At 34.5% G+C, this 24,093-nt stretch carries 25 protein-coding genes; 9 read left to right on the top strand and 16 right to left on the bottom strand.

Annotation, left to right across the window (positions count from 1 at the left end; genetic code table 11):
• Positions 1 to 86 precede the first annotated feature (86 nt).
• From ACY2RT_RS04915 to ACY2RT_RS04895, 5 genes are all read left to right on the top strand, one after another.
• The gene (locus tag ACY2RT_RS04915) at positions 87 to 518 is read left to right on the top strand and encodes a c-type cytochrome (RefSeq protein ID WP_490154765.1); all 432 of its coding nucleotides are present in this window, start codon (positions 87 to 89) and stop codon (positions 516 to 518) included.
• The gene (locus tag ACY2RT_RS04910; RefSeq protein WP_490154764.1) at positions 508 to 1,872 is read left to right on the top strand and encodes a cbb3-type cytochrome c oxidase subunit I; all 1,365 of its coding nucleotides are present in this window, start codon (positions 508 to 510) and stop codon (positions 1,870 to 1,872) included. The genes ACY2RT_RS04915 and ACY2RT_RS04910 overlap by 11 nt, the downstream gene beginning before the upstream one ends.
• 109 nt (positions 1,873 to 1,981) lie before the next feature.
• The gene (gene nadA, locus ACY2RT_RS04905) at positions 1,982 to 2,908 is read left to right on the top strand and encodes a quinolinate synthase NadA (protein ID WP_490154763.1); all 927 of its coding nucleotides are present in this window, start codon (positions 1,982 to 1,984) and stop codon (positions 2,906 to 2,908) included.
• A 1-nt stretch (position 2,909) separates the two neighbouring features.
• The gene (gene nadB, locus ACY2RT_RS04900; protein ID WP_490154762.1) at positions 2,910 to 4,481 is read left to right on the top strand and encodes an L-aspartate oxidase; all 1,572 of its coding nucleotides are present in this window, start codon (positions 2,910 to 2,912) and stop codon (positions 4,479 to 4,481) included.
• Positions 4,482 to 4,486: 5 nt separating this feature from the next.
• Positions 4,487 to 5,107, top strand: a complete 621-nt coding sequence (locus ACY2RT_RS04895) for a thioredoxin family protein (protein WP_490154761.1) — start codon at positions 4,487 to 4,489, stop codon at positions 5,105 to 5,107.
• On the opposite strand, the gene ACY2RT_RS04890 is transcribed toward ACY2RT_RS04895, so the two are convergent.
• The 7 genes from ACY2RT_RS04890 to hemN form a co-directional block, all read right to left on the bottom strand.
• Positions 5,104 to 6,312 carry a hypothetical protein gene (locus ACY2RT_RS04890; RefSeq protein WP_490154760.1) on the bottom strand — a complete coding sequence of 403 codons (1,209 nt, stop codon included), beginning with the start codon at positions 6,310 to 6,312 and terminating at the stop codon, positions 5,104 to 5,106. The genes ACY2RT_RS04895 and ACY2RT_RS04890 overlap by 4 nt on opposite strands.
• A gap of 17 nt (positions 6,313 to 6,329) precedes the next feature.
• Positions 6,330 to 7,052 carry an iron-sulfur cluster repair di-iron protein gene (gene ric, locus ACY2RT_RS04885; protein ID WP_490154759.1) on the bottom strand — a complete coding sequence of 241 codons (723 nt, stop codon included), beginning with the start codon at positions 7,050 to 7,052 and terminating at the stop codon, positions 6,330 to 6,332.
• A 24-nt stretch (positions 7,053 to 7,076) separates the two neighbouring features.
• Positions 7,077 to 7,676 carry an SCO family protein gene (locus ACY2RT_RS04880; protein WP_490154758.1) on the bottom strand — a complete coding sequence of 200 codons (600 nt, stop codon included), beginning with the start codon at positions 7,674 to 7,676 and terminating at the stop codon, positions 7,077 to 7,079.
• Positions 7,677 to 7,706: 30 nt separating this feature from the next.
• Positions 7,707 to 8,480, bottom strand: a complete 774-nt coding sequence (locus tag ACY2RT_RS04875; protein WP_490154757.1) for a formylglycine-generating enzyme family protein — start codon at positions 8,478 to 8,480, stop codon at positions 7,707 to 7,709.
• Positions 8,481 to 8,490: 10 nt separating this feature from the next.
• The gene (gene nirK / locus ACY2RT_RS04870; protein WP_490154756.1) at positions 8,491 to 9,954 is read right to left on the bottom strand and encodes a copper-containing nitrite reductase; all 1,464 of its coding nucleotides are present in this window, start codon (positions 9,952 to 9,954) and stop codon (positions 8,491 to 8,493) included.
• Between the two features lie 10 nt (positions 9,955 to 9,964).
• Positions 9,965 to 11,251, bottom strand: a complete 1,287-nt coding sequence (locus ACY2RT_RS04865; protein WP_490154755.1) for an alginate export family protein — start codon at positions 11,249 to 11,251, stop codon at positions 9,965 to 9,967.
• Between the two features lie 102 nt (positions 11,252 to 11,353).
• Positions 11,354 to 12,718, bottom strand: a complete 1,365-nt coding sequence (gene hemN, locus ACY2RT_RS04860; RefSeq protein ID WP_490154754.1) for an oxygen-independent coproporphyrinogen III oxidase — start codon at positions 12,716 to 12,718, stop codon at positions 11,354 to 11,356.
• 140 nt (positions 12,719 to 12,858) lie between these two features.
• On the opposite strand from hemN, the gene ACY2RT_RS04855 reads away from it, so the two are divergent.
• The 3 genes from ACY2RT_RS04855 to ACY2RT_RS04845 all read left to right on the top strand — a co-directional run bounded on the left by ACY2RT_RS04855 (position 12,859) and on the right by ACY2RT_RS04845 (position 15,075).
• On the top strand, positions 12,859 to 13,392 hold the full coding sequence (locus tag ACY2RT_RS04855; protein ID WP_490154753.1) for a DUF8685 domain-containing protein: 534 nt from the start codon (positions 12,859 to 12,861) through the stop codon (positions 13,390 to 13,392).
• A 34-nt stretch (positions 13,393 to 13,426) separates the two neighbouring features.
• Positions 13,427 to 14,137: a Bax inhibitor-1/YccA family protein gene (locus ACY2RT_RS04850; protein ID WP_490154752.1), complete on the top strand. Its 711-nt coding sequence runs from the start codon at positions 13,427 to 13,429 to the stop codon at positions 14,135 to 14,137.
• 101 nt (positions 14,138 to 14,238) lie between these two features.
• Positions 14,239 to 15,075 (top strand): zinc-dependent peptidase, encoded by an 837-nt coding sequence (locus ACY2RT_RS04845; RefSeq protein WP_490154751.1) that lies wholly within the window; start codon positions 14,239 to 14,241, stop codon positions 15,073 to 15,075.
• Positions 15,076 to 15,130: 55 nt separating this feature from the next.
• Here the strand turns inward: ACY2RT_RS04845 and ACY2RT_RS04840 are convergent, their stop codons facing one another.
• The 4 genes from ACY2RT_RS04840 to ACY2RT_RS04825 form a co-directional block, all read right to left on the bottom strand.
• Entirely contained in the window at positions 15,131 to 16,255 is a 1,125-nt protein-coding gene (locus tag ACY2RT_RS04840) for a T9SS type A sorting domain-containing protein (RefSeq protein ID WP_490154750.1), read from the bottom strand.
• Positions 16,256 to 16,340: 85 nt separating this feature from the next.
• Positions 16,341 to 17,435: a helix-turn-helix domain-containing protein gene (locus ACY2RT_RS04835; protein ID WP_490154749.1), complete on the bottom strand. Its 1,095-nt coding sequence runs from the start codon at positions 17,433 to 17,435 to the stop codon at positions 16,341 to 16,343.
• An 81-nt stretch (positions 17,436 to 17,516) separates the two neighbouring features.
• Positions 17,517 to 18,179: a ribulose-phosphate 3-epimerase gene (rpe, locus tag ACY2RT_RS04830; RefSeq protein ID WP_490154748.1), complete on the bottom strand. Its 663-nt coding sequence runs from the start codon at positions 18,177 to 18,179 to the stop codon at positions 17,517 to 17,519.
• Positions 18,180 to 18,293: 114 nt separating this feature from the next.
• A complete protein-coding gene (locus tag ACY2RT_RS04825) occupies positions 18,294 to 19,292 on the bottom strand; it encodes a hypothetical protein (protein ID WP_490154747.1) in 999 nt (332 codons plus the stop codon).
• 137 nt (positions 19,293 to 19,429) lie between these two features.
• On the opposite strand from ACY2RT_RS04825, the gene ACY2RT_RS04820 reads away from it, so the two are divergent.
• Positions 19,430 to 19,930: a hypothetical protein gene (locus ACY2RT_RS04820; protein ID WP_490154746.1), complete on the top strand. Its 501-nt coding sequence runs from the start codon at positions 19,430 to 19,432 to the stop codon at positions 19,928 to 19,930.
• A gap of 146 nt (positions 19,931 to 20,076) precedes the next feature.
• Here ACY2RT_RS04820 and ACY2RT_RS04815 read toward each other — a convergent pair whose 3' ends face one another.
• The 5 genes from ACY2RT_RS04815 to ACY2RT_RS04795 all read right to left on the bottom strand — a co-directional run bounded on the left by ACY2RT_RS04815 (position 20,077) and on the right by ACY2RT_RS04795 (position 23,922).
• Complete coding sequence (locus ACY2RT_RS04815) at positions 20,077 to 20,940, bottom strand: sigma-70 family RNA polymerase sigma factor (RefSeq protein WP_105216487.1); 864 nt, start codon at positions 20,938 to 20,940, stop codon at positions 20,077 to 20,079.
• A 124-nt stretch (positions 20,941 to 21,064) separates the two neighbouring features.
• A complete protein-coding gene (locus ACY2RT_RS04810; RefSeq protein ID WP_490154745.1) occupies positions 21,065 to 21,664 on the bottom strand; it encodes an Lcl C-terminal domain-containing protein in 600 nt (199 codons plus the stop codon).
• Positions 21,651 to 22,316 carry a hypothetical protein gene (locus ACY2RT_RS04805; protein WP_490154744.1) on the bottom strand — a complete coding sequence of 222 codons (666 nt, stop codon included), beginning with the start codon at positions 22,314 to 22,316 and terminating at the stop codon, positions 21,651 to 21,653. Before ACY2RT_RS04805 ends, ACY2RT_RS04810 begins: the two co-directional genes overlap by 14 nt.
• Positions 22,316 to 22,858 carry an RNA polymerase sigma factor gene (locus tag ACY2RT_RS04800; protein ID WP_490154743.1) on the bottom strand — a complete coding sequence of 181 codons (543 nt, stop codon included), beginning with the start codon at positions 22,856 to 22,858 and terminating at the stop codon, positions 22,316 to 22,318. The genes ACY2RT_RS04805 and ACY2RT_RS04800 overlap by 1 nt, the downstream gene beginning before the upstream one ends.
• Positions 22,859 to 22,881: 23 nt before the next feature.
• Positions 22,882 to 23,922: a hypothetical protein gene (locus ACY2RT_RS04795; protein ID WP_490154742.1), complete on the bottom strand. Its 1,041-nt coding sequence runs from the start codon at positions 23,920 to 23,922 to the stop codon at positions 22,882 to 22,884.
• Positions 23,923 to 24,093 lie beyond the last annotated feature (171 nt).

Here is a 24,093-nt window from a genome sequence, read left to right as displayed (position 1 = left end):
TAGGTAGATAATTTTAAAACCTGAGATAAATCATATTACACAACTAAGTATATAAATATATTTAAGCACCAATCACCTATTGAATAATGTCAGGAATTACAAAAAAGTACATTCTTATCCTTGCCATACTGATTGTAATTTTTTCAGTTTATAATTATGTAATTTATAATTCTGAACGCTATACTACATCTGTTGTATTAACTCCTAAAGCAATTGAAGGACAGCGATTATGGCAGACAAATAACTGTTGGACCTGTCACCAGATATATGGGCTTGGAGGTTATTTGGGTCCGGATCTTACAAATGTTTTTTCTCATCAAGATAAAGGACCTTCATATATAAAAGCCTTTTTAAATAGTGGTGTGAAAGCTATGCCAAAATTTAACTTTTCTGAAACGGAAAAAGAAGCAATTGTTGAATACTTAAAATTTGTAGACAGTACAGGTTATTATCCAAACTACGAGGCAAATATAGAAGCTAACGGTTGGGTGAAAATAAAATATAAGAATGAGAAATAAAACACCTCTTTATTTTTTAATTTTTTCTATTATCGCATTACTTCTGGGAGTATTTTTTGGATTATGTACGTCGATACAATATCTTCTTCCGGATTTTCTAAAGGAACATTTTCCATTTTCAATATTACGTCCTTTTCATGTTACTTCAGTGATCTCATGGATCATTCTCTCTGCTTCAGGATGTATTTATTTTTTTATGATATATGTGGAAAAACTTAAGTTCTATTCTACATCGTTGATGAAAATTCATTTGGGGATATTTTTTCTTACAGGTATCGCTATATACATATCTTTTTTATTTGGCAAGACAGAAGGGCGTGAGTATTTGTCTTTTACACCTGTTCTAATTATTCCAATACTTATAGGTTGGGCACTGTTTGGCATCAATTATTTTAAAACACTATATAAAAATGTTAAAAATTGGCCGGTATATTATTGGATGTGGGGAACAGGAATTGTCTTTATGATTTTTCACTTATGTGAAGCACATCTATGGCTTTTTGATTTTTTCAGGCTACACTTTATAAAAGACATGTCTGTACAATGGAAGTCTTATGGCTCTTTTACCGGATCATGGAATATGCTGGTATATGGAATCTCTATGTATTTGATGACCAAAATTAAAGGAGACGATTCTTTTGCTAAGAACAAGATGGCATTTTTCTTTTATTTTCTAGGCCTCACTAATCTTATGTTTGGATGGGCACATCATACTTATATATTACCTACGTATCCCTGGATACGATTTGTAGCTTATGGTGTTAGTATGACAGAATGGATAGTTTTGGGAACTATTATTTTTAACTGGAAACGGTCTTTATTAAAGGTTGAGAAAGATAATCACCCTATGGCATACCGCTTTTTATTAGCCACAGACTTTTGGATATTTTTAAATTTAATACTTGCCTTATTACTTTCAATTCCGGCAATTAACTTTTTTACCCACGGTACTCATATAACTGTTGCACACTCTATGGGTACAACCATTGGAATAAATACCACCATTTTACTTTCTGCATTGTTGTTTATTACATCGAAAGTGAATAAACACTTTGTTACAGACCAGTTCTTGATAAAAAAGGGGTTTCTTATATTCAATATTTCCCTATTCTTTTTTTGGTGTTCCTTGCTTATAGCTGGTATTAAAAAAAGTTATTGGATGTATTTTGTAAAGGAAGGGCTGTTTTCAGAAATGCAAGAAGGATTGACTTTGGTTTTTATCTCATTTTTTATTTTTGGAGTAGGCATTTTTATAGCTATTGTAATGATTTCAATACCTATTTTAAGAGTGTTTTTAGCAGGAATCCAACAAAAATATTCCGGTACTCAGTCATCATCTGTCAAAGACCAGTAACAAATACTGCCAAAAGGCTGCTATATATTGTCTTATAAGTGATTTTTATCATATTTATTGATTTCATATACCCATAATTTTGCAATCAAAATATAATTGTAGTAATCAAATGAGTTTAGCTAGCAAAATATTGCAACTCAAAAAGGATAAAAATGCTATTATTCTTGCACATTACTATCAACAACCTGAAATACAGGAAATAGCAGATTTTGTAGGTGACAGCTTAGGCCTATCTCAAAAAGTATCTGATACCAATGCCGATATTATTGTTTTTGCGGGGGTACATTTTATGGCGGAAACAGCAAAAATACTTAACCCTTCAAAAAAAGTAGTACTCCCTGACCTAAATGCAGGTTGTTCACTGGCAGATTCATGCCCACCGGAATTATTCCGTGAAGTTATAGAAGAACATCCAAAACATGTGGTTATTACCTATATTAATTGCTCTGCAGAGATCAAAGCTTTAAGTGATATTGTATGTACTTCTTCCAACGCTCTGAAAATTGTAAAATCTATTCCAAAAAAAGTTCCCATATTATTTGCTCCGGATAAAAACCTGGGAAAATATATTAATAAAAAAACCGGAAAAAATATGTTATTGTGGGATGGGTCGTGTATTGTCCATGAAGCATTTTCCATTGAAAAGTTACTTGCATTGTACCAAGAGAATCCGGGTTCTAAAATAATAGCACATCCGGAATCTGAAGAACATATTTTAAATACGGCTACCTATATAGGGTCAACAGCCGGTATGATTAAGTATGTAAAACAAAATCCTTTAGAAAAGTATATTGTAGCTACCGAAGCGGGTATATTACATAAAATGCAACAGGAAGCTCCCAATACCATGCTAGTTCCTGCGCCGGCAGAAGCAGATAATACTTGTGCATGTAGTGAATGTAGTTTTATGAAGGTGAACACACTACAAAAATTATACGACTGCCTTTATAATGAAACTCCACAAATTGAAATCCCCGAAAATATTAGGAAACAAGCACTACAGCCAATAGAACGGATGTTAGAATTATCAAAATAATATGAAGGATACAAACTTTCTTATAATAGGCTCAGGTGTTGCAGGACTGACTTTTGCCATTAAAATTGCCGAAAAGTTTCCACATAAAGAGAGTATTATTATTACGAAAGCTAGTGAAGATGAGTCCAATACCAAATATGCCCAAGGAGGAGTGGCAGCAGTATTAGATTCAGAAGAAGATTCTTTTCAAAAGCATATTCAGGATACTTTATCGGCCGGAGACGGATTATGTGATGAAGAGGTGGTAAAGATGGTCATAAAAGAAGGCCCTGACCACTTGAAAGAACTTATGCGATGGGGTGCTAATTTTGATACAGATATTGATGGAAAACTGGATTTGGGAAAAGAAGGGGGGCATTCAGAATATCGTGTGATTCATTATAAAGATATAACAGGGTATGAAATAGAAAGAGCATTGCTTCGAAAAGTAAATGAACTTTCCAATATTACGATTTTGCAATATCATTTTGCAATAGATTTAATTACAGACCATCTTTTGGAAAGTAATCATGTAAAAAATAAACTCTGTTATGGAGCACATGTACTTAATGAGAGAACAGGAAATATTTTTACCATACAAGCAGACCACACCATACTGGCATCTGGTGGGATTGGAGTTGTATACGGACATACTACCAACCCTGTTATTGCTACTGGTGATGGTATAGCTATGGCATACAGGGCGAAAGCTCAAATAAAAGACATGGAGTTTGTGCAATTTCATCCTACGGTTTTATATGATGATAAAGAGAGTGTCTCGTTTTTAATTTCGGAAGCAGTCAGAGGTTTTGGAGCATATCTTCGAACTAAAAACGGGTGCCGCTTTATGCCGGATTACAATGAAATGGCAGAATTGGCTCCACGGGACGTTGTTTCACAAAGTATTATCAGTGAACTTAAAAAATCCGGAGATTCCTGTGTTTATTTAGATTGTACACATTTGGATAAGGGAAGGTTTTTAACTCACTTCCCAAACATCTATAAAGAATGTGTAAAGAATAATATAGATATCACTAAGGATTGGATTCCTGTCGTACCCGCCGCACATTATTCATGTGGTGGAATTGTGGTTGATAAAAATGGAAAAACATCTGTTGAAAACCTTTTTGCTTGTGGAGAATCTTCCAGAACAGGATTGCATGGTGCTAACAGGCTGGCGTCAAACTCTTTATTAGAAGCACTGGTTTATGCTCATAACATATATAAATACCTTAGCGAACACGAAGTAGAAACTCCTAAAATTGCAATTCCCGAATGGTTTGATGAAACTACGCGTGTCTCAATAGAACCAAATTTTATCCAGCAAAACCTAAGTCAATTACAAGTATTAATGAGAGATAATGCAGGAATTATACGTGCCAATACAAATTTAGTGGATGCTATGAAGGATTTGACCGCAATGAGTAAAAATATCGAAGAATTATACAACAAAGCAGAGATATCTACATCTCTTTGTGAGGTGAGGAATATGATTGCCGTGGCGTATTTGATTATAGAACAATCACTTAAAAGAAAAGAAAACAGAGGTGTTTTTTTAAACTATGACAATGTTTTAACAACCTCTCAAAATTAAAAAATATGAAAAGCTTAATAAAAGAAAGTAGTAAAGCAGGTATGAGCTATTATGAATATAGCGTACTGGTAAAACAAATGGTTTCGGAACAAAAAACTACCGGCAATGAGCAAAGTCCGGACAAAGTAAATTTCACGAAACTTAATTTAAGTAGAATGAAACGTTTAGACAAAACGGCTTTTCTTACTGAAACTGAAGCTCAACCCTTCAAAACACTTAATTCTAAACAAATATGGCTTGTTTTAACCGAAGCATGGTGTGGCGATGCTGCACAAACACTTCCTTATTTAAACAAGATGGCTCAGACCTCAGAAAACATAGAACTTAAAATAGTACTCCGTGATGAAAATCCCGAATTGATGGATAATTTTCTTACCAATGGAGCAAGATCAATTCCAAAAGTCATTATTGTTGATGAAAATTATAATGTTCTGGCTTTGTGGGGGGCAAGATCCAAAGCTGCTACAAAACTAGTAATGGATTATAAAACTGTTCATGGGAAGATAGATGACAAATTTAGAAAAGAGCTACAAATGTGGTATAACAAAAATAAGGGGAAAGCTATTATTGAAGAAATTTCAGCTATTATAGATAGCCTGAAATTAGTAGCGGAGAAAACAGTTTAGTTTCCTCTGTAGTTAAATTGTTTTAGAAACAGCATTCCTATTGCCATTAGAAGAACTCCACTGGAAATTGTTATTAGCATTGGCAGATTGTCAAAAAAAGCTAATCCCAACCAGGCAACTGCTCCTTTATAGAATAAAAGTATTTCAGTTAATACAAACCCTGTGATATACAAAAGAAAGGCTTTCTTAGAATAGATCAGTAGTTTGAAGTGATCTAAAAAAGCAAATATAGAAATGCTTACTACACCTAAAAAGACCCAATGTAAAAAAGCAATTATAAGATCAATATTTTGCGATATCTGATTGGCAAAGTAAGGGAGTGACCCACAAAATTGAAAAAGTAATTTGATCACCAGTAATAATCCAGCAGTTTTTAAAAGTAACAGTGTAGTGTTTTCAAGTTTGGCACTTAGTTCTTTCCAGACGTTACGTACCTTCTTAAACAAAATATAGAACGCAATTCCGTGCAATAGTACCGCGAAAAGGGCTATTGCATAAAAAAAGGAATGAGGCTCCAACCATAAAACAGATGTGAAGAACGAAAAGATGATACCTAAATTTAAAAGCCGGAAAAAGAGCTGAAATTTCTTTTTAGATATAGATATCTCATTTTTCTCAAGTACATAGAATAACACCCCAAAAAGAGTTGCTATAAACCATCCATTGTATTGAAAGTGAAGAAAAAAGTATATAGAGCTTCTATACCAGTTTGATGAACTACCAAGTGTATTCATAATAATTCCCAGAGCCCAGGGACCTATACTGGAAATTACCAAGTACCATAATCCTGCACGAATTAATTTATATGAAAAGCTTTGTTTTTGATCTTTGGAAGTGTGTCTAATGAAAAACCACATAAACCCATATGAAGCAAAAATAAACAGGGTTGAAAAAATAATTGAAAATAACCCATACCCTTGTATGGGAAATGTTATCAACATACCAATTATTGTGATCTGCGTAAAGAGAAATAGTATGCCATACTTTTTTGAAAGCTCTTTTTTGTGTAAATATAATTGGTAAATAAGTGTCGTTAATGCAGTATATACCCATCCCAGTAAAGCTATATGTGAATGCGTATGTACAATATATTTATAATTCGATAAGAAATCGCTTGTGTGGTCTAACCGAAGAAGAAACCCTAAAAGCGCAATGATAAAAAAATAACCAAGGGCTATTTTAATATGTTTTTTTAGATCGACCACAAAACTAAAATACAAAATTATGACCTCACTTCTTCTTCTAAGTTTAAAGCTTTTGGGTGCAAAATGTTATTTTCCAGATGGATGTGTTTGTGTAAATCCTCTTCAAATTCTTCTAACTTATCGTAAAGAGCTCTAAAGGTATTACAGGCTCCTTCAGGCGGGGTATATTTATTGGATAATCTCGAAATTTCCTTAAATATATCTCCAGCATTCTCATGTTCACTTTCCATCATGTTAATTGGATTTGTGACAGAAGAAAAATGAGGTCGTGGAGGGACTATTCCTTCCTTTTTTGCCCTGGCCAATTGCTTTATGAACGGAAAGAGGACAAGTTCTTCTTTCATCATGTGGGCAGAAAGGTCTTTTGCTGCTTCCTGAAACAGATTATTTATTGTAACAACTTCTTTGTAATAATGTCCGTGTACTTTTGCCACTTTTGTAGCATACATACTTAGTAAAGGGATATTCTCAGCAACAAATTTATGATGTACATTGACAATATAATCCATTAAAAAAGGCAACTCCCAATTATTATAATCATTCGAATCTTCAGCCTTAGCATCTATTTCAAGAATCTCTTTTTCTAAAAGCTCATAATCAATTCCCTTTTTCAAACAAACTTTCTCTATTGTCACACCACCTCCGCAACAGAAGTCTATATTGTATTTTTTAAAAATATGAGAAACTTTAATATTTTCGGTTACTACTTCTGCGACTGTTCTATCTTTTGTAATATTCATGAATATAGTTTTAGAGCACTTAAATTAATGTGCCAATTCAATTATTTTTGCAACGGTCTCTTTATTGTTTACACCCAGACCTTCTTGTTGGTGCGCCAGTTCCCCTTTTTGGTCAAAGACACTTATAATATTTGAATGGGAAAAATCCATAGGAGATATTTTTTTATAGTTTACGGCCAAAACTGCAGCAAATTCTCTGGTGTCTTCTTCAGAACCTCTTAGAAAAACCCATTGTTCTCCTTTCATATCGTTTTCAATAGAAAAAGACTTTAATCGCTGTGGCGTATCTGTTTCGGGATCTATACTGACCAGAACCAGTTTTACATTGTCCTTTTTTACTTGGGGTATTTGAGCTTCAATTGCCCGCATGTCTGCAACCAACCTCGGGCAAGCTGCTTTACATGAAGTATAGATCATGACCATTACCAGGACATCTCCTTTAAGGTCTTTTAGTTCGATTTCTGTATTGTTTTGTGTGGTCCATACAGAAGGTAGATTGTATATTGATAACTCTGAAATGACAGCATCATTTTCAACCACTTTAGCTACTGCCTCTGTATTTTTGTTATTGCAGGATACAAAAAGCAATGAAATACTTGAAATTAAAAGGATTGTTCTAAGCATATATTCTATTTTTTTCCGAAGAAATTAGTATTAGTTTTTGATGTCTTTTACACATCTGAAACCTAAATTCTTAACCGAATAATTTGCTTTCATACTACCTCTAAAGGCATAGCGCATAAAAGCAGCATAATTCATTAAATCTGAAGCCCCCACAGCGGCACTTCCACAAAAGAGATTACTATCCTTATCTACATCCTTACGGGACTCACCGGAGATAAGAACCGAATTGAAATCCATTGTCCATTCCCAGACCAGACCATGCAGGTCAAAAACACCCCAGTAATTTTTAAAAGTGGAGCCTACTTCTTTGTTATATGATTTTGAAGTTTCATACCATTCCAAGATATATTGATTGTATGTTTCATTTTTTCTGGCATCCGGCAGATTCTCATCTGCCATAGCTGCATATTCCCATTCGTCTACAGTGGGCAATCTTTTGCCCTGGCATTCACAGTATTTTTTGGCGGCAAACCAGGAAATATTTGTTGCCGGGGCATTGGGAAGAAGGTGGGAACCATAATTATCGTCACCTTCCCAATTCATCAAGTAATTCTTATCAGCGAAGAGCCGTTTTATTTTACTGCGTTTCCATTTTGGAAATTTTTCCAGAAAAACTAAATATTCACTATTAGTTACCGGATATACATCCATATAGAAAGAGTCCACTTTAACCGTTAAGCTGTCAACTCCATAAAGAGGTAGAAAAGAACCTCCACTAACCATGACCATTTGTGTTTCTTGCGCAAAACCAAAAGAACCAATACAAAAACTTACAAGAAATATAAATTTGGTTAATGGAGGCATTTTAAGTTTATTAGTGAGAATTTCTTCTGCTTTTTACCATTGCCGGAGTCACTTGTTTTTTAGAGTTCCCCCAACTATTATAAATATAGGTTAGTACATTGGCAACTTCATCATCATTAAGATCTTGCCGGGTCATGACACTATTGTACTTTTGCCCGTTTACCGTTATTTCTCCGGTTTTACCATTTAATATGATATCTATGGCTCTATTTACATCTGCATTCAGGTAATCTGCCTTTGCCAAAGGAGGAAATACATTTGGAATACCCTGGCCTTCTGCCTGGTGGCAAGCAAAACAAGTTTGCATATAAGTTACTTTTCCAAATTCCATCATTTCTTCAAACGATTTTGCCGGAATTTCAGATTCTGCTATTCCATTGTCAGATGGCATTTCCTGAATACCACCTCCTTCAGGCTGATAAATACCTTCTTCCTGTTTTCCTGAATAGATAGTTTTGTTTTCTTCACCTTGTACTTTGAGCATTCCCAACGCACCTTTATTAAATGCTCTGAAGATCGAGTGATCAACAAGAATAAAAGTTCCCGGAACGTCAACTCTAAATTCTACAATGGCAGCACCACCTGCAGGAACTAAGGTAGTTTGTACATTTTCATTTATAAAGTCACCGCCTTCAACATGCACTTTGTCAAATATTTCTCCAATAACGTGGAAAGAAGACACTAGGTTTGGTCCTCCATTTCCAACATAAAGACGTACGGTTTCGCCCACATTTGCTGTAATAGCGTTATCTCCCGTCAAAGAACCTACTTTTCCATTAAATACAACATAATCGGCATCTTCATCAACAGCTTTTTGCATGTCGAAAGGCTGTAAGCCTCTGTCTCCATTCTCTCCTTTAGTATAAAAATCGCCTTGCATTATATAATACTCTTTATCAACTTCGGGCAAACCACCTTCCGGTTCAACCAAAATCAGACCATACATACCATTAGCGACGTGCATTCCCACAGGAGCGGTAGCACAGTGATAAACATATAATCCGGGATTTATTACTTTAAAAGAAAATGTTGCTTCGTGGCCGGGAGCAACAAACGAAGAAGTAGCACCTCCACCAGGTCCGGTTACCGCATGCAGATCAATATTATGGGGTAATTTATTATCAGGGTGATTTTTAAGGTGAAACTCTACTTCATCTCCAACACGGGTTCTTATAAAGCTTCCCGGAACTGAACCACCAAAGGTCCAATACACATATTTTACACCATCGGTCATTTCTCCTTCTTGTTCTAAAATCTCCATATTTATAATGAGCTTTTTAGCTTTTCTTTTTCCAACGGGAGTTGGTACATTAGGAGGAGAAGTTAATTCGGCTATCATTTCTCTGGAAACAGGAATATCGGAAGCATCATCATACGTCTTTCCTTCTGTATTGCTCACGCAAGATGAGAACATAATGAGGATGCCCAAAATACATATTCCGGCGTACATTTTTTTTCTGAAAGTTGTTTTCATAGTATTAAATTTATAGTTGATTTGATTTAGATTCTGTTTGAAATAGGGTGGGGCTTATGGTTACCATAACCCATCCCCAATTATTGGTATTATTATCAATATTGTTCTTTATAATTTCCATCCCTTCCGAAGCGAACATTTGACTATATCCGGCTTTGAAATTGATATCTTTAGAAAAAACATATGTGTATACCAGGTCTACTTCCGTTCCTAACTGCTTTGAATCACTACCTGTTATATCTGCAGCAGCCAAAAAATTATGTACAGCTATATTTAAATTGTTCTTTGTATTGATCTTAATTTTTGTATGGGCATTTAGGTCTATCAGGCCAACATTGTTAATGTGATTGCCAACATAGAAATAATCTATAAGTCCATTAAATTTATGATTGGTACCATAAAATGGTGTAAAAGCATTGTTTTCACCATTATTTGGAGCTCCGTTGTCATTACCACTTTGTAATTCTACACCTAATCCCGATGTAACATTTTTTGAAAAGATGTAATTGGCGTCAAGCCCTAACAGGTAGGCATTTAGATCATTATCTGCTTTATCTTTTCCATACTGGTAATAAAGATTAGCAGTAAAACCCAGCTTCCCTTTTTTGTAGTAGACATGTGACCCAGCCGTATGACTATAGCGGGTTTCATTATTGGCAGGTATATCTTCATCTATAAACTGCAATCCGTTGTTCAGGTATAAAAAACTAGCACCAACATTTTCCCAATCCTTATGCAACCAGGCATAGAAAAGGCTTTTATATGTATTGGTAGTCAATATATGTTCTGTCAATGCTTCGCCATCTTGGTTAAATGCATATCCCAGATCGATTTTAAATTTGTTTTTACGATACTTTAAAAGTGCCGCGTCATGACTACGTGCTTGTTGTGCCCAACCAACATTTCCAAAAATTCTATGATCGTCATAAATAATTTCCTGCCTTCCTATTTTAAATGAAAATTGTGAGCTCAATAAGACCTTTCCCCATGCTTGATGAACACTAAAGCCATTCTTATCGGATGTATTTAATTGAGGTACATCACCCCAGACTCTTACATCTTGAAGGCTTAGATAAAAGTTTAGTTTTTCATTTTTATATTGTGTATTTAGTCGTGTACGTTGCGATATAAAAGTGGCAGCATCTGTATTGTCAGGAAAAAGAGTTTTGTAACCATGTCTGTATTCCAGCCTTGGGCGCAGTTGTGCATCTACTGTAAGCTGTGCTTCTATTGTCGCATTAAAAAAAAGGGTTACTACTATTAATAAGATTACTTGTTTAGGGTTGACTATCCTCATAATTTTTTATAATATAAAAAGACCTTTTTATCTTTTAAAATAACAAAATAAGCATTACCGTTCGCTATAAAATATGATATTAATCATATTATATGAAAATAATTAAATTGTCATGGAAAACAACTGGGTTTCTGGCTTCTTTTGTTGTAAAAGCAGGTCGAAAGCCATACAGATATTACGAACAAAAGGCCGCCCTTTTTCTGTTACTTTTATTGCTTCGGGATGAACTTCTAACAATCCGTCTTTTTCCAATTCTTTAAGATTTGACAGCACGCCGGATATTTCCTTAAAATATAACTTTTTATCCTTCCAGGATGTTTTCAATTTACACATAAGGTTAAGAATATGCTTTCGTATAACGAGATCCTCCTCTGTTAAAATATGGCCCCGATATACGGGGATAATATTGTTCTCTACTAAACTTTGATATGCTTCTACTCCTTTTTCGTTTTGTGCAAAGCTATACCAACTATCACTTATTGCAGAAGCTCCCAATCCAATCATCACCTGCGTTTTTGAATCTGTATATCCCATGAAGTTACGGTGAATTGTTTTGTTCTCCAGTGCTTGGTATAAACTATCTGTTTGTAGAGCAAAATGATCCATTCCAATCTCAATATAGCCTGCTTCCAAAAGCATTTGCTTGCCTGTTTCGTACTGCATTCGCTTTTGCTCCGCTGTTGGCAGATCTTCCTCTTTAAAACCACGCTGGCCATTACCTTTTATCCATGGTACATGTGCGTAGCTGTAAAAAGCAATACGATCGGGCATTAATTGTTTGGTTTTTTCAATGGTTTGAATGATGTGCTCCCGAGTTTGAAATGGTAAACCAAAAATAATATCGTGGCCTACAGAAGTAAAACCGGTTTTACGAGCTGCTTCGGTCACAGATCTTACATTTTCAAACGGCTGAATTCTATGGATAGCTTTTTGTACTGTTTCGTTATAATCCTGTACGCCATAACTAACGCGAGTAAAGCCAAAATCTGCTAAAGCTTGTAAATGTTCTATGGTTGTATTGTTAGGGTGCCCTTCAAAACTCAGTACAGCATCGGGTGCTTTTTTAGCTTTTCTGAAAAGCCCTTCCATCAACATTTGTAAATTTTTTGGTGTAAAAAAAGTGGGTGTTCCTCCACCTAAATGCAGTTCTTTTATGATAGGCCGTTCCCCAAACAGATCGGCATACAATTGTAGCTCTTTTAATATGGATTTTAAGTAAGGAACTTCTACCTCATGATTTTTTGTAATACGCTTGTTGCAACCGCAAAATGTGCATAAACTTTCACAAAAAGGCAGGTGAATATATATACTGATCCCTTGTGAGCTATTGGTTTCTTTAAAGCTTTTTTTCAATGTTTCTTTCCACCTTTTTAAAGAAAAATTGTCATTATCCCAATAAGGAACCGTAGGATAACTTGTATAGCGAGGCCCTGCCACATTGTATTTTGAAACTAAAGATGCGCACATAGTCTGCAGATTTGTGTTTTCAAAAATAGGAGAGATAGCTTTGTTGAAATATGATATTTGTCAGATTGAGAGATTTTTTTGAAATTAAAATCATTCTGAAAAACAAAAATGTGTATTTTCACTTTTTAGAATTATATATTATGCAGAAAATTTTAGGAATTGGCTCACGGATCAATCACCCCGAATATGGAAAAGGGGTGGTAACTAATGTTACTTCAAAAATGTATTGGGTTACTTTTATTGATATTGGACTGGAGACCATCCCTGTTGACGATGATTTTGAAATTATTGAAATTGCAGAAGATGAGGTAGATACCGTTAGTTTCTATGAGATTGAAAAAAGCCTTCGTGATATTCTTAAAAAATGGAGCGATGCCAGTGAAATTGTTCCTATTGCGGACAAATTCAGGGGAGGGACCATGGTATTACAACCAAAGGATGTGAACCTATCGAACAAAGAAGTTCCAATTGAGACCTTTTTTCATAAGATTGTGATGCTACGGGATAGATTGCGAGTGATGGAACAGAAGATCAACTCCAGTAAAACGTTGGACGATCAGGATAAAATCGACCTTCAACAGTATATTACACGTTGTTATGGGAGTTTAACCACTTTCAATATTTTATTTAAGAATAACTCACAATATTTTAAAGGAGATAGTTCGAAGAATTAGACTATTTTTAAATCTAACAATAAATTAAGATTGTATGCAGGATATTCAACAACCACACCAGCAAATCACTGTAGGAAGTCTTACCGATGAAAAAAGGGTAGCTTTCTACAAAAAAACATATACACACCTTGCATTTGCGGTATTACTCTTTATTTTGGTAGAAATTATTTTCTTTCAAATACCACCCATACTGGAATTTGCTTTGTCACTAACTCAAGGATGGTTGTGGTTATTGATGTTGGGAGGTTTTATGTTGGTTACTAATTATGCAGAGAAGCTGGCATTGGCCAATCATGATAAAAATAAGCAATATTTGGCATTGTTGCTATATGTAGTGGCAGAGGCATTTATATTTATTCCGCTTATTTTTATTGCCATGATGATTGCAGAAGATGGAGGAATGGAGATTTTAAATCAGGCAGCAATATTGACTTTGTCTTTGTTTTCAGGGCTCTCGGCGGTTGTATTACTAACCAAAAAAGACTTTTCTTTTTTGAAATCAATACTTGCAATTGGCTTTTTTATAGCCTTGGGACTTATTGTTGCCGGGGTGCTTTTTGGGTTTAATTTAGGGCTTTGGTTTAGTGTAGGAATGGTTGTTTTGGCTTCCGGTTCAATTTTATACCAAACCTCGAATATGGTCCACAAGTACAGTGAAGATCAATATGTTGCAGCATCATTAGGGTTATTTGCATCTCTAATGTTACTTTTTTGGTATATTCTTAGTATTCTGTCAAGAGATTAATTGCTGCTTTAAAACGTAATAAAATTGAGTTTTAATGCGTTTACATACAGCAGAATACCTGCTGTGATGAAATAATTGTTATATTTCGAATCCCAAATTATATGATGTTATTATTACAAGCTGATGAAAATGCTACCTGGCTGGCTCCTTATGCATATGTTATTGTGCTCTTGGGGTTTGTTTTTGTATTGTTCAGATTGTTTGAGAGCTGGTATTCCAATAGATATAATAAACCTCTTTTTCGACACTATTTCGTGTATAAGAAATTAACACCTTCTCAAGTGTCAATTCTTGAGGATGAATTTACTTTTTACAAGAAACTTTCAGAAAAACATAAAAAGCAATTTGTACATAGAGTGGCTATGTTCATTGGAGATAAAAAATTTGTTGGCAGAGAAGGGCTTGAGGTTACAGAACGAATGAAGATCTTAGTTGCAGCAATGGGTTGTATGCTTAGTTTTGGCAGAAAAAACTATGAGTATGTGTTAATTGAATATATCCTTATTTACCCAAATGAATTTTATAGCGCTATTAATGATGATTATCATAAAGGTGAATTCAATCCCCGAGAAAAAGCTTTGGTGCTTTCCTGGAAAGATTTTGAAATAGGTTATAAGATAACGGATGACAATTTTAACCTTGGAATTCATGAATTTATGCATGCTATGCAATTGGAAGCTATGCAAAGTAAGGATTTGGATTCTTCCCGTTTTGGAAAACAATTTCAGAATATTCTAAAACAATTGACCCAACAGGAAGTAAAAGACAAATTGGATGAGACCCGCTATTTCAGGTCGTATGCTTTTACCAACCAATATGAGTTTATGGCAGTAATGACAGAGTATTTTATAGAATCTCCAACCGATTTCAAAATGCATTTCCCGAAATTGTACGATTATACCAGAAAATTGCTGAATTTTAATTTCGCTGGCTATTAAAAAAGGCTCATTTCAAAAGAAATGAACCTTTAGAATTAACCGGAGCTCTTAAGACTTATTTTTTCTTTACTATTATCTTTTGTGAGACCTTGCTGTTATTTTGCTTGGCTACTATAAAGTACATCCCTTCTGCATATTTTGAGGCGTCCCATACAGTAGTTTCTTTGAGGATAATGGTTTCAACAAGCTTACCGGAAGTATTGTATACTTCAAGTGCTTCAAAAAAAGTTGTTGCCACACGATTTATAACAAATTTGTTTCCTATAGTTGGAGTGACAAACACTGTATTAATATTATTTTCTGTAACAGAAAGAGGAATATCATCTCTAATTACAATGGCATTGGGAGTATCTATTATTCCCGGCTCCACAAAATTTTCAATAAAATTAAAGTCGCTGTCATAGCGTCTTACCGAACCGTCATTACCAACCCCTATTAAAATATCTCCATTTGGAAAAAAGGCAAAACCTTCACATCCGTTCACCCCGGTGATGAGATCTTCTACAAAATTTCCAGTCGAGTCAAACCGCTTTACAATACCGCTATTGTAGTTAAATACGATCAAGTTATCATTTGCTTCAAACCAAATATTAGTAGGTCCTTGTAAACCGGTATCAATAAATAGGCCCAGGTCATCACCATTGGTGCCATCAAATTTGTGAATAGATGATCCATTGTAAGAAGATACATAGAGGTCTCCGGCACTGTCCCAGTCAATACCAATGCTTTGCGATACACCTACAGCAGTAAACTCGTCAATAAAAGTACCATCAAGATTATAGCGTAATACTTTGTTATTAGTATTGCTCCATTGAAGTACATACAGTAAGCCATCCGGTCCAATTTTCATTCGGGTAGGGCCACCGAGGCCTTCTGCGAAGTTTTCAATAAAATCTCCATTAGACCAATTGTGCTTGGATATAATTCCTTCTGCTCCCAGATTAGAAATCAATACTGCTTCCTCACTATCCAGAAAAATAATATCCTGAGGCCAGACAATCCCGTCTTCGGTTCTTATGAGTTGTCCTAAGAAGTCACCATTCTCATCAAATTTGGCTATTTGCCAAGGACCATTATTAAACCCCCCGGCATCACTAACATATACTGCCAGATTTTGTGAATACAGTATAGAAGTAATCAGGAATATACCAATGGTTGTAAAAGTGTTTATTTTTTTCATTGTTATACGATTTAGAAATTAATACGAACCAAAGGTCAGTAATGGGGTAACAAAAAGGGTTTAGAATTATAAAATGAAACCTATTTTAAGAAAATTTGACCTTTTCCTGTTTCATTTTATATTCGGAAGGAGTGCAGTTATGCTTGCTTTTAAAGGCTTTGTAGAAAGTAGCTTTATTATTGAAGCCTACATCAAAATAAATATTCTTAATATATTCATCTTTACTGGTACGTAATAGATCTTCTGCTTCCTTAAGTCGGTAATCATTTATAAAACCATTAAAATTTTTCCCGGATTTCTTGTTGATCACCTTGGATAGCAAATGTGTGGAAAACCCTACTTTGTCAGCCAGATTAACAAGCCTGAGTTCATTGTCTATATAAGGCTTTTCTTTTTCCATATAAACGGTCAGGTTTTCGTAAAACTCATTTAGGAGTGAAGTTTCAAAGCTTTCGTCTTTATTTTGAATAGGAATGAACAGGTTGGTGAATAGTTCTCCGTCAAATATTTTAGGTTGTTTTATAATTATGAAGCCAATAGTATAGATAGAGGCACTCATCATTATTGAGATCATATAATCCCATTGGTTGTTAAAAAATGTAAAATTAACAAGTACATAATAAGATATATAGGATAAGATAAACAGTGTATACAGTGTTATTAAGATCTTACTCCAGTTGTACCTTACTTTCTTATATTCGGTGTCAAGCTCATTATTTTTATAGACCAACCTAATTGTCAATATAGTGTAGATAAGCATGTGTATTGCCACGAACCAGTACCCCCTTAAAAGGAATTGTAAGGGAATACCATTTTCCACAAGCCCAAAAAATGATAGCCAGTGGGCCACATTAGGAAGCAGTGTTAAAAATGCAGGAAGAAAATGAAGCGCATAACTAAAACGTACTTTTACATTGAACAGGTCTAGAAAATAGATGTACAACAGCGGCCCCGTCACATAATAGCATACATGTGGAAAATATATGAGATACGGGTACTCAAATTGATACCTTGTCCAGTAAAGCACATATTGAAAAAGAATGATTGAAAAAGCCAATACCAAAAAAGCTATCGGGTAGTTTTTCTTTATTTTACTTGTGATTAGAATAAGGAACAAAAACAATCCCATAGCAACGGCTATTAGAAAAATAGAGGTCCAGGTATCAAAAGAAGGTTCCATAATGATCTAAAAAGTAAAACTATACAAAAAGGTACTTTACCGAGTAAGTTATTATAATAATTAACCTTAGAATAGGTTAATTTACTGGTTTGTAAGCTCTTTTAGTCCTTTAATGGTCTCAATAGGATCTGAAGCCCTAAAGACATAGCTTCCAGCCACAAGAACATCGGCTCCGGCTTCAACCAGTTGTAACGCATTTTTATTTGTGACTCCTCCGTCTATTTCAATTTTTGTAGCAGCTCCTTTTTCTTTTATTATAGCTTTTAACTGTCTTACCTTGTTGTATGTGTTTTCAATAAAACTTTGCCCTCCAAACCCGGGATTTACACTCATAAGACAAACCAGGTCAATATCCTGTATGGTATCTTTCAACAGGTCTACATTAGTATGCGGGTTGAGTGCTACACCTGCTTGCATGCCTTCTGCTTTAATAGCCTGTAAAGTGCGGTGCAAATGTGTAGAAGCTTCATAATGTACGGTAAGTACATTTACTCCTAATTCTGCAAAGGTTTTAATATAACGATCCGGTTCTACGATCATTAAATGAACATCCAGTGTCTTTTTTGCATGCTTGGCAATACTTTTTATAACAGGCACCCCAAAAGAAATATTAGGGACAAAAACACCATCCATAACATCTAAATGAAACCAATCTGCATCACTTTGGTTTACCATTTCAACATCACGCTGAAGGTTTGCAAAATCTGCTGCCAGAATCGATGGTGCAATTAGAGTGTTGCTCATAATAAAAAGGTTTCTGCAAAAGTAATAATATAAATGAGACCTTGAAACAAGTTCAGCAAATGAAAAACCTCCGGTAACTATCCGGAGATCACTTACTAAAGCAAAAATTGTCTCCTAAAAGTAAATGAGGTCGTTATTTATATTGATACGTTCAATAATAGTATTGATCTTCTGCTGCATTTTGTTAAAGAATAATGCACGATCTTTCTCTCCTGCGTTTACCAGCAATTTTGAATTTTTCATTTGTTTCTCAAAGAATCGATCCATTTCTTCACAAGTTGGAGGGTGTTGTACTTTTAAATAGGTAAGCACCGTAAACGGGCTAAAAAACATTTTATGATACTGAGTTTTTACCATGACGGTATTACTCATTGTAAGCAGGTCACTCTTGTACAAATAGTATGTGGCGTTATTTTTAGAATTTAGAATGGTTTGATCAATGGTCTGTTGTTCTACGTGATTCAGAATGTCTTTCAGGTCCTCGCAGATGAGCAATGCATATTTTTTGGATAGTAAACCGGTTTCAAAATAATAGAAAATCTGCTGTAAGGTCCCATTAATGGTATTGTCGTTCCAAAACTCAGTTATATTGATATAGTTGTAGCGATCTGCAAGATTTACCGCACTGTTTATAAGTGAAGCCGGAATGGTTTCTATGAATTCTTCAAAAGAGGTCTTGGACATACTACCGTCTTCATTCAGAAACTTGAGCCATACATAGAACTTGTATTTCGTGATAAATGTATCTGTTAAGGTGTAAAATATAGGGATGTCTTTTGCTGAATATATAATGGAAGCACTTTTCAGCTTTATAAGCGGCTCGATGCTCTTAAAGGAAGTAGTAAAATAATTTTCCAGATCGGAGACATCTCGAATAGCTGGTGATTTTTCTGCAAGCAAAGTGTTTTGTTCCCCAACTTCATATAACTTGTTAAGGGAGATTTTAAAGTGCTTGGCCAACACTACTGCTTCTTCCAAAGACAAATTAGTTCTGGAAGTTACACGTCTATAGGCTGCGTCATAACTTAAGTTAAGAATACCTCCAATTTCATCAATAATGGATTGTTTGTCTCCCAATTGCCCCTGTATATGTTTTATAAACTGCTCTTGCATAATTTAAGTTTTGATCGCTAATGATACAATATTTTGTAAAAAATGCAAAATAAAGTGAAATAATTTTATTTTTTCCACAATTTAAAATTAAAAATTGCAAGTAATTTTAAATCATTGAACCTTAAAATTGATTACTCATGAAACATGTATGTATTTTAGTAATAATCCTTTTTAGTTTCAAAGGAATTTCACAAGAAGAATCTACCGAGAATTTTTCCGGAAACAACGAATTTAAATTGAATGTTGGTTATGTAATCGCAGGACTTCCTGAAGTTACCTACGAGCGTATCTTAAGTGATGAAACTTCTGCCGGACTTTCCATTGCATTTTCTGTGGATGAGGATATTGATTATAATTTCATCGTAGTACCTTATTTTCGGTTCTACTTCGGAGAAAAAAGAAATGCAGGTTTCTTTATTGAAGCAAATACTGGAATATTCACAGAAGAAAACAATGACGCAAAAACTGAATCTGAATTCGGACTTGGCGCCGGGATGGCTGTAGGAGCCAAGTTTATAACACGTAGTAAAGGCTGGGTAGCAGAACTGGTGGGCGGTATGGGAAGAAATTTTCTTAATACCGATGTATTGAGTGAAGTATATCCAAGAGTAGGAATCTCTATAGGAAAACGATTTTAATGTGCTCACTAAATAGATAATAATTTTAGTGATATTACCAGAGCTCAATATAGTATAATGAAAAACCTCCGGTAATCAGCCGGAGGTCATTCATCAATCAAAAAACGAACAGTTATTTTTAACTGTTTGTTGCTGTTATTGGGATTTTATCCCAAATATGTCTTTAAGATCTTACTTCTTGAAGTATGCTTTAAGCGACGTATCGCTTTTTCTTTAATTTGTCGAACACGTTCACGGGTAAGATCGAAAGTCTCACCAATTTCTTCAAGTGTCATTGGGTGCTGGTCACCTAATCCAAAGTACAAACGGATCACGTCTGCTTCTCGCGGGGTTAAAGTTTCCAAAGCACGCTCAATTTCGGTACGAAGTGATTCGTGCAATAAGGTACGATCCGGATTAGGAGATTCACCACTACGCAATACATCGTAAAGGTTAGAATCTTCTCCTTCAACCAATGGCGCATCCATAGATACGTGACGTCCGGAGTTCTTCATAGACTCCTTAACGTCGTTGATCGTCATATCCAGTTCTTTTGCGATCTCTTCAGCAGAAGGCGGACGTTCGTGCGCTTGCTCTAAGAATGCAAAGGTCTTATTTATTTTATTGATACTACCTATCTTGTTCAATGGCAAGCGAACAATACGAGACTGCTCCGCCAATGCCTGTAAAATAGATTGACGAATCCACCATACAGCATAGGATATAAATTTAAAACCACGGGTTTCATCAAAACGCTGTGCAGCTTTGATCAATCCAAGATTCCCTTCATTAATAAGGTCGGGAAGGGTTAACCCCTGATTTTGGTATTGCTTTGCTACCGATACAACGAAACGTAGATTGGCTTTGGTCAACTTTTCCAAAGCGCGCTGGTCACCCGCTTTTATACGTTGTGCCAACTCTACTTCTTCGTCTGCGGTAATTAAGTCAACTTTTCCTATTTCCTGTAGGTACTTGTCTAAAGAAGCCGTTTCCCTGTTGGTAACTTGCTTCGTAATTTTAAGTTGTCTCATTAAGGTATGTCCTTTTTCTTAAGTTAAATGTGCTTGTGCAATAAGTTATACGTAAAAAAGACACAAAATGTTACAAAAGGTTGCTTTTTTTTAGAAAAATGAATAAAGATGTAGATAAGAAAGCTTAGAATTCCCGAATGGCTCTTACCCTAAAGGTGTTTTTTTTATTCGAATTTAGTTTTCTCGAACCAGAAATGATTTGAATCTCTCCAAAATCGTAAACCCAACAGCTAAGATATCCTCCAATGTCGTTAGAATAAAACTCTGAAGAACTTATGTATACCGATGCATAACTTTCATTAAAACCTTCAATAAGATCTCTGTAGGTATACATTCTTTCCAACTCATTTATAGAAGGAAGAAACCAATCATTATATCCATTCAATGATAATGTATATGCGATACGAGCTGCAATTCCTTCTTCACCACAAGCATTAACAATAGCTAAAGTATTCTCCATACCCATTCCAATCTCTAAATTTAGCGCAATGGGTTCTATATTTGCTATACACCCCCAAGGTCCATCTATTTGGTCAAAAGGAGCTGCAATGAGGCCATGCTCTCTCGTATTATCTAAATAGAAAATAATACCCCCTTGGTGGCTATCTCCAATTTCAAATACCCTTTCGGTTTCATTAGTATCATCTTTTGTGCTACATGCGTTGAAGATGTTTGCGATAAAAAATGTTAGAAGAATGAATTTTAGAACTTTAATTGTTTTCATTGTAATCATTTTTAATTTGCTTATTATTTAAGTTAACAGTACTGTCTATAATTGGTTTTGATATAGAATCATTTGTTTTTGATATATGAATTAAGCTATCAATAACAGATTTATCTTTTGTTTCAATTCTAATATTATCAGTACTATTATAGTAGCTATATGTTGTTGTAACAGTATTGTTATCAGTATTAGATTTATTTTTCTTTTTTGATTTTTCTTTTGGACTGGATTTTTTGACAAATGGGTTTTTGTTTTTATCAAATTCATCTTCCGAAATTTCTTCAGCATTTTCTATTGATTTTTCTTTACTATTTTTTTCTTTTTCCAAATGATCAATTTTAGAATTCGACCTAAGAGTGCTTTTTTCTCCTAGTAACGGAGGTAATTTCTTATTTTCATTTGTAACCTCTGTTTCTGTAGCACTATTAATTTTAAAATCATTATGTGAGGGCATTACATATATAAGGAATGCTACAATTGAAATAAAACCAATACCGGCTCCAAACCGCCAAAAAAGTAGGAATCGCCTACGTTTTTTCTCTTCAGCATCCAATGTGTCATTTATTTTCTCCCAAAGATTCTCATTAGGAGTTTTTTGTGCATTGCTTAGTTTTTCCTTCATAAGAAAACCGATGTCTTTTCTATTTCCCATTAGCAGTTATTTTTTCTTTGAGTATGCAACTGAATAATTCTATTTTTTAATATCAATTTTGCTCTGTGATAATTTGATCTTGATGTATTTTCTGAAATGTTGAGTATTCCGGCCACTTCTTTATGTGAGAAACCATCTAGTTGGTATAAGTTAAATGCTAATCTGTATTGGTCCGGCAAATCCTGAACCATTTGCAAAATAGTATCCAATGGCAGATCTGTTATTTCTTCCTGTACCGTTGTATCTTCAAGAATGTCATTATTTACTTTAATGGGTGTTGGCTTTTTTGCTTTATATTTATCTATAGCTTTATAGATAGCAATACGCTTCATCCATCCTTCAAAAGACCCTCTGTGTTTGTATTTTTTGATGGTTCTGAAAATGGTAATAAAAGTATCATGCAAATTATCTTCGGCATCTGTTTCATTCCTACAATATTTAAGCGAGAGTGAATACAATATGTCTTTATATTGGTTAAATAATTCATTTTGTGCCACACGATCATTATTTTTACAAGCGGCTATTAAATCTTCTATTTTCAAACGGTAATAAGCTTTAATTTTAATTAGTTTCCGTTACATTGGATAGCCTCAATAGTAATTGAATTCAATCCGAATAGTGTATTGGTTTCTAAACTCTCAATTCTCATAAATATAGTTTGTGGGTTATAGGTATTTACATATTCTGTAGCAGAAATGGGATCTATATTATTTTGCGCGTTTATTTCAGTTTCAAAATAAGAAAGTGTTATTGCCAATACACCGTTATGAGAATCTGGTATATCATTACAAATGGAATATTCTTGTAATTCAAACATTGCAAAACCCGGATTGTTTTCAAATTCACAAACTTCATAAACACCTAATCCACAATTTATCGTGCAGTCTTTTTCAATTAATACTCGTTTTTCTCCTTGTTCCAGTTCTATTCGTTCTTCGCTCAAATAAACAACTTTCCAATCATAATTCCATTGGTCTGTAATTGCATTTTCAGCAACTAAACTCATATTTAGGTGCAATTCATTACCAATGAAAAAAGTAACCCAAGTTCCAAAATATATTTCATTAGATACATGAAATTGTAAAAGACTACTATCGTTCACACTAAAATAATCTCCTTCGTAATCATTTGGGTAACCATGCAAGGGTTTTACTTTCCACGAACAATCTACCAATGTATTATTACATAGTCCTTGTTGTTCTTGTCGGATACACCGGTCAATAACTTCTTTTAATCCATCATTATTGTTTATTTCAATAAGTTCCCCATTGTTTAATGTGCCCTTTATAGGATAGTTCAGGCTAATTGTGTGATTTTCGGGAAAATTTTCTAAGAACAAACTAAATTGCATATCGGAACTAATAGATATAGCTTCTATATATTGCATTTGTTCGTCAAAAACAAATAAAACAAAAGCATAATTGAAATATATACAGTCTATATAATCCTCTGAGGGACTTTCTACAACGCGTTCAATGAGTAAATACAGTTCTGAATCAACTGCGATTGTATCTGTATTGATCTGTGCTTCTGAAATAGGCTCATTATTGCATGAATTGCATATTGCAATTAGGGTAATTAGAGTTAGATAGATACTATTTTTCATAGCAACCTTTTTGGTATTTCTTTATAGTCTGAAGAGACTCAAAAAAGTTGCGTTTAAATAACATCTAGTTTTTAAAATTAAAACGCCTCCCATGTTTTTAGGAAGCGTATACAATTAACCAACAGCACAGCTATATTTTATATGCATTGCTGTATACAATGTTTAGATTTT

Source organism: Ulvibacter sp. 2210JD10-4, assembly GCF_058148525.1.
The sequence above is the reverse complement of the archived record's forward strand: the minus strand, read 5'-3'. Positions and strand labels throughout refer to the sequence as shown.

Excerpts from the sequence above, each read along its gene's own strand:
- ACY2RT_RS04825 (WP_490154747.1), bottom strand. The coding sequence starts at position 19,292 with ATGCAAGAGCAGTTTATAAAACATATACAGGGGCAATTGGGAGACAAA.
- ACY2RT_RS04880 (WP_490154758.1), bottom strand. The coding sequence starts at position 7,676 with ATGCTTAGAACAATCCTTTTAATTTCAAGTATTTCATTGCTTTTTGTA.
- hemN (WP_490154754.1), bottom strand. The coding sequence starts at position 12,718 with ATGTGCGCATCTTTAGTTTCAAAATACAATGTGGCAGGGCCTCGCTAT.
- nadB (WP_490154762.1), top strand. The coding sequence starts at position 2,910 with ATGAAGGATACAAACTTTCTTATAATAGGCTCAGGTGTTGCAGGACTG.
- ACY2RT_RS04850 (WP_490154752.1), top strand. The coding sequence starts at position 13,427 with ATGCAGGATATTCAACAACCACACCAGCAAATCACTGTAGGAAGTCTT.
- ACY2RT_RS04805 (WP_490154744.1), bottom strand. The coding sequence starts at position 22,316 with ATGGGAAATAGAAAAGACATCGGTTTTCTTATGAAGGAAAAACTAAGC.
- ACY2RT_RS04865 (WP_490154755.1), bottom strand. The coding sequence starts at position 11,251 with ATGAGGATAGTCAACCCTAAACAAGTAATCTTATTAATAGTAGTAACC.
- rpe (WP_490154748.1), bottom strand. The coding sequence starts at position 18,179 with ATGAGCAACACTCTAATTGCACCATCGATTCTGGCAGCAGATTTTGCA.
- ACY2RT_RS04855 (WP_490154753.1), top strand. The coding sequence starts at position 12,859 with ATGCAGAAAATTTTAGGAATTGGCTCACGGATCAATCACCCCGAATAT.
- ACY2RT_RS04815 (WP_105216487.1), bottom strand. The coding sequence starts at position 20,940 with ATGAGACAACTTAAAATTACGAAGCAAGTTACCAACAGGGAAACGGCT.
- ACY2RT_RS04875 (WP_490154757.1), bottom strand. The coding sequence starts at position 8,480 with ATGCCTCCATTAACCAAATTTATATTTCTTGTAAGTTTTTGTATTGGT.
- ACY2RT_RS04845 (WP_490154751.1), top strand. The coding sequence starts at position 14,239 with ATGATGTTATTATTACAAGCTGATGAAAATGCTACCTGGCTGGCTCCT.
- nirK (WP_490154756.1), bottom strand. The coding sequence starts at position 9,954 with ATGAAAACAACTTTCAGAAAAAAAATGTACGCCGGAATATGTATTTTG.
- ACY2RT_RS04795 (WP_490154742.1), bottom strand. The coding sequence starts at position 23,922 with ATGAAAAATAGTATCTATCTAACTCTAATTACCCTAATTGCAATATGC.
- ACY2RT_RS04810 (WP_490154745.1), bottom strand. The coding sequence starts at position 21,664 with ATGAAAACAATTAAAGTTCTAAAATTCATTCTTCTAACATTTTTTATC.
- ACY2RT_RS04835 (WP_490154749.1), bottom strand. The coding sequence starts at position 17,435 with ATGGAACCTTCTTTTGATACCTGGACCTCTATTTTTCTAATAGCCGTT.
- ACY2RT_RS04840 (WP_490154750.1), bottom strand. The coding sequence starts at position 16,255 with ATGAAAAAAATAAACACTTTTACAACCATTGGTATATTCCTGATTACT.
- ACY2RT_RS04915 (WP_490154765.1), top strand. The coding sequence starts at position 87 with ATGTCAGGAATTACAAAAAAGTACATTCTTATCCTTGCCATACTGATT.
- ric (WP_490154759.1), bottom strand. The coding sequence starts at position 7,052 with ATGAATATTACAAAAGATAGAACAGTCGCAGAAGTAGTAACCGAAAAT.
- ACY2RT_RS04910 (WP_490154764.1), top strand. The coding sequence starts at position 508 with ATGAGAAATAAAACACCTCTTTATTTTTTAATTTTTTCTATTATCGCA.
- ACY2RT_RS04895 (WP_490154761.1), top strand. The coding sequence starts at position 4,487 with ATGAAAAGCTTAATAAAAGAAAGTAGTAAAGCAGGTATGAGCTATTAT.
- nadA (WP_490154763.1), top strand. The coding sequence starts at position 1,982 with ATGAGTTTAGCTAGCAAAATATTGCAACTCAAAAAGGATAAAAATGCT.
- ACY2RT_RS04820 (WP_490154746.1), top strand. The coding sequence starts at position 19,430 with ATGAAACATGTATGTATTTTAGTAATAATCCTTTTTAGTTTCAAAGGA.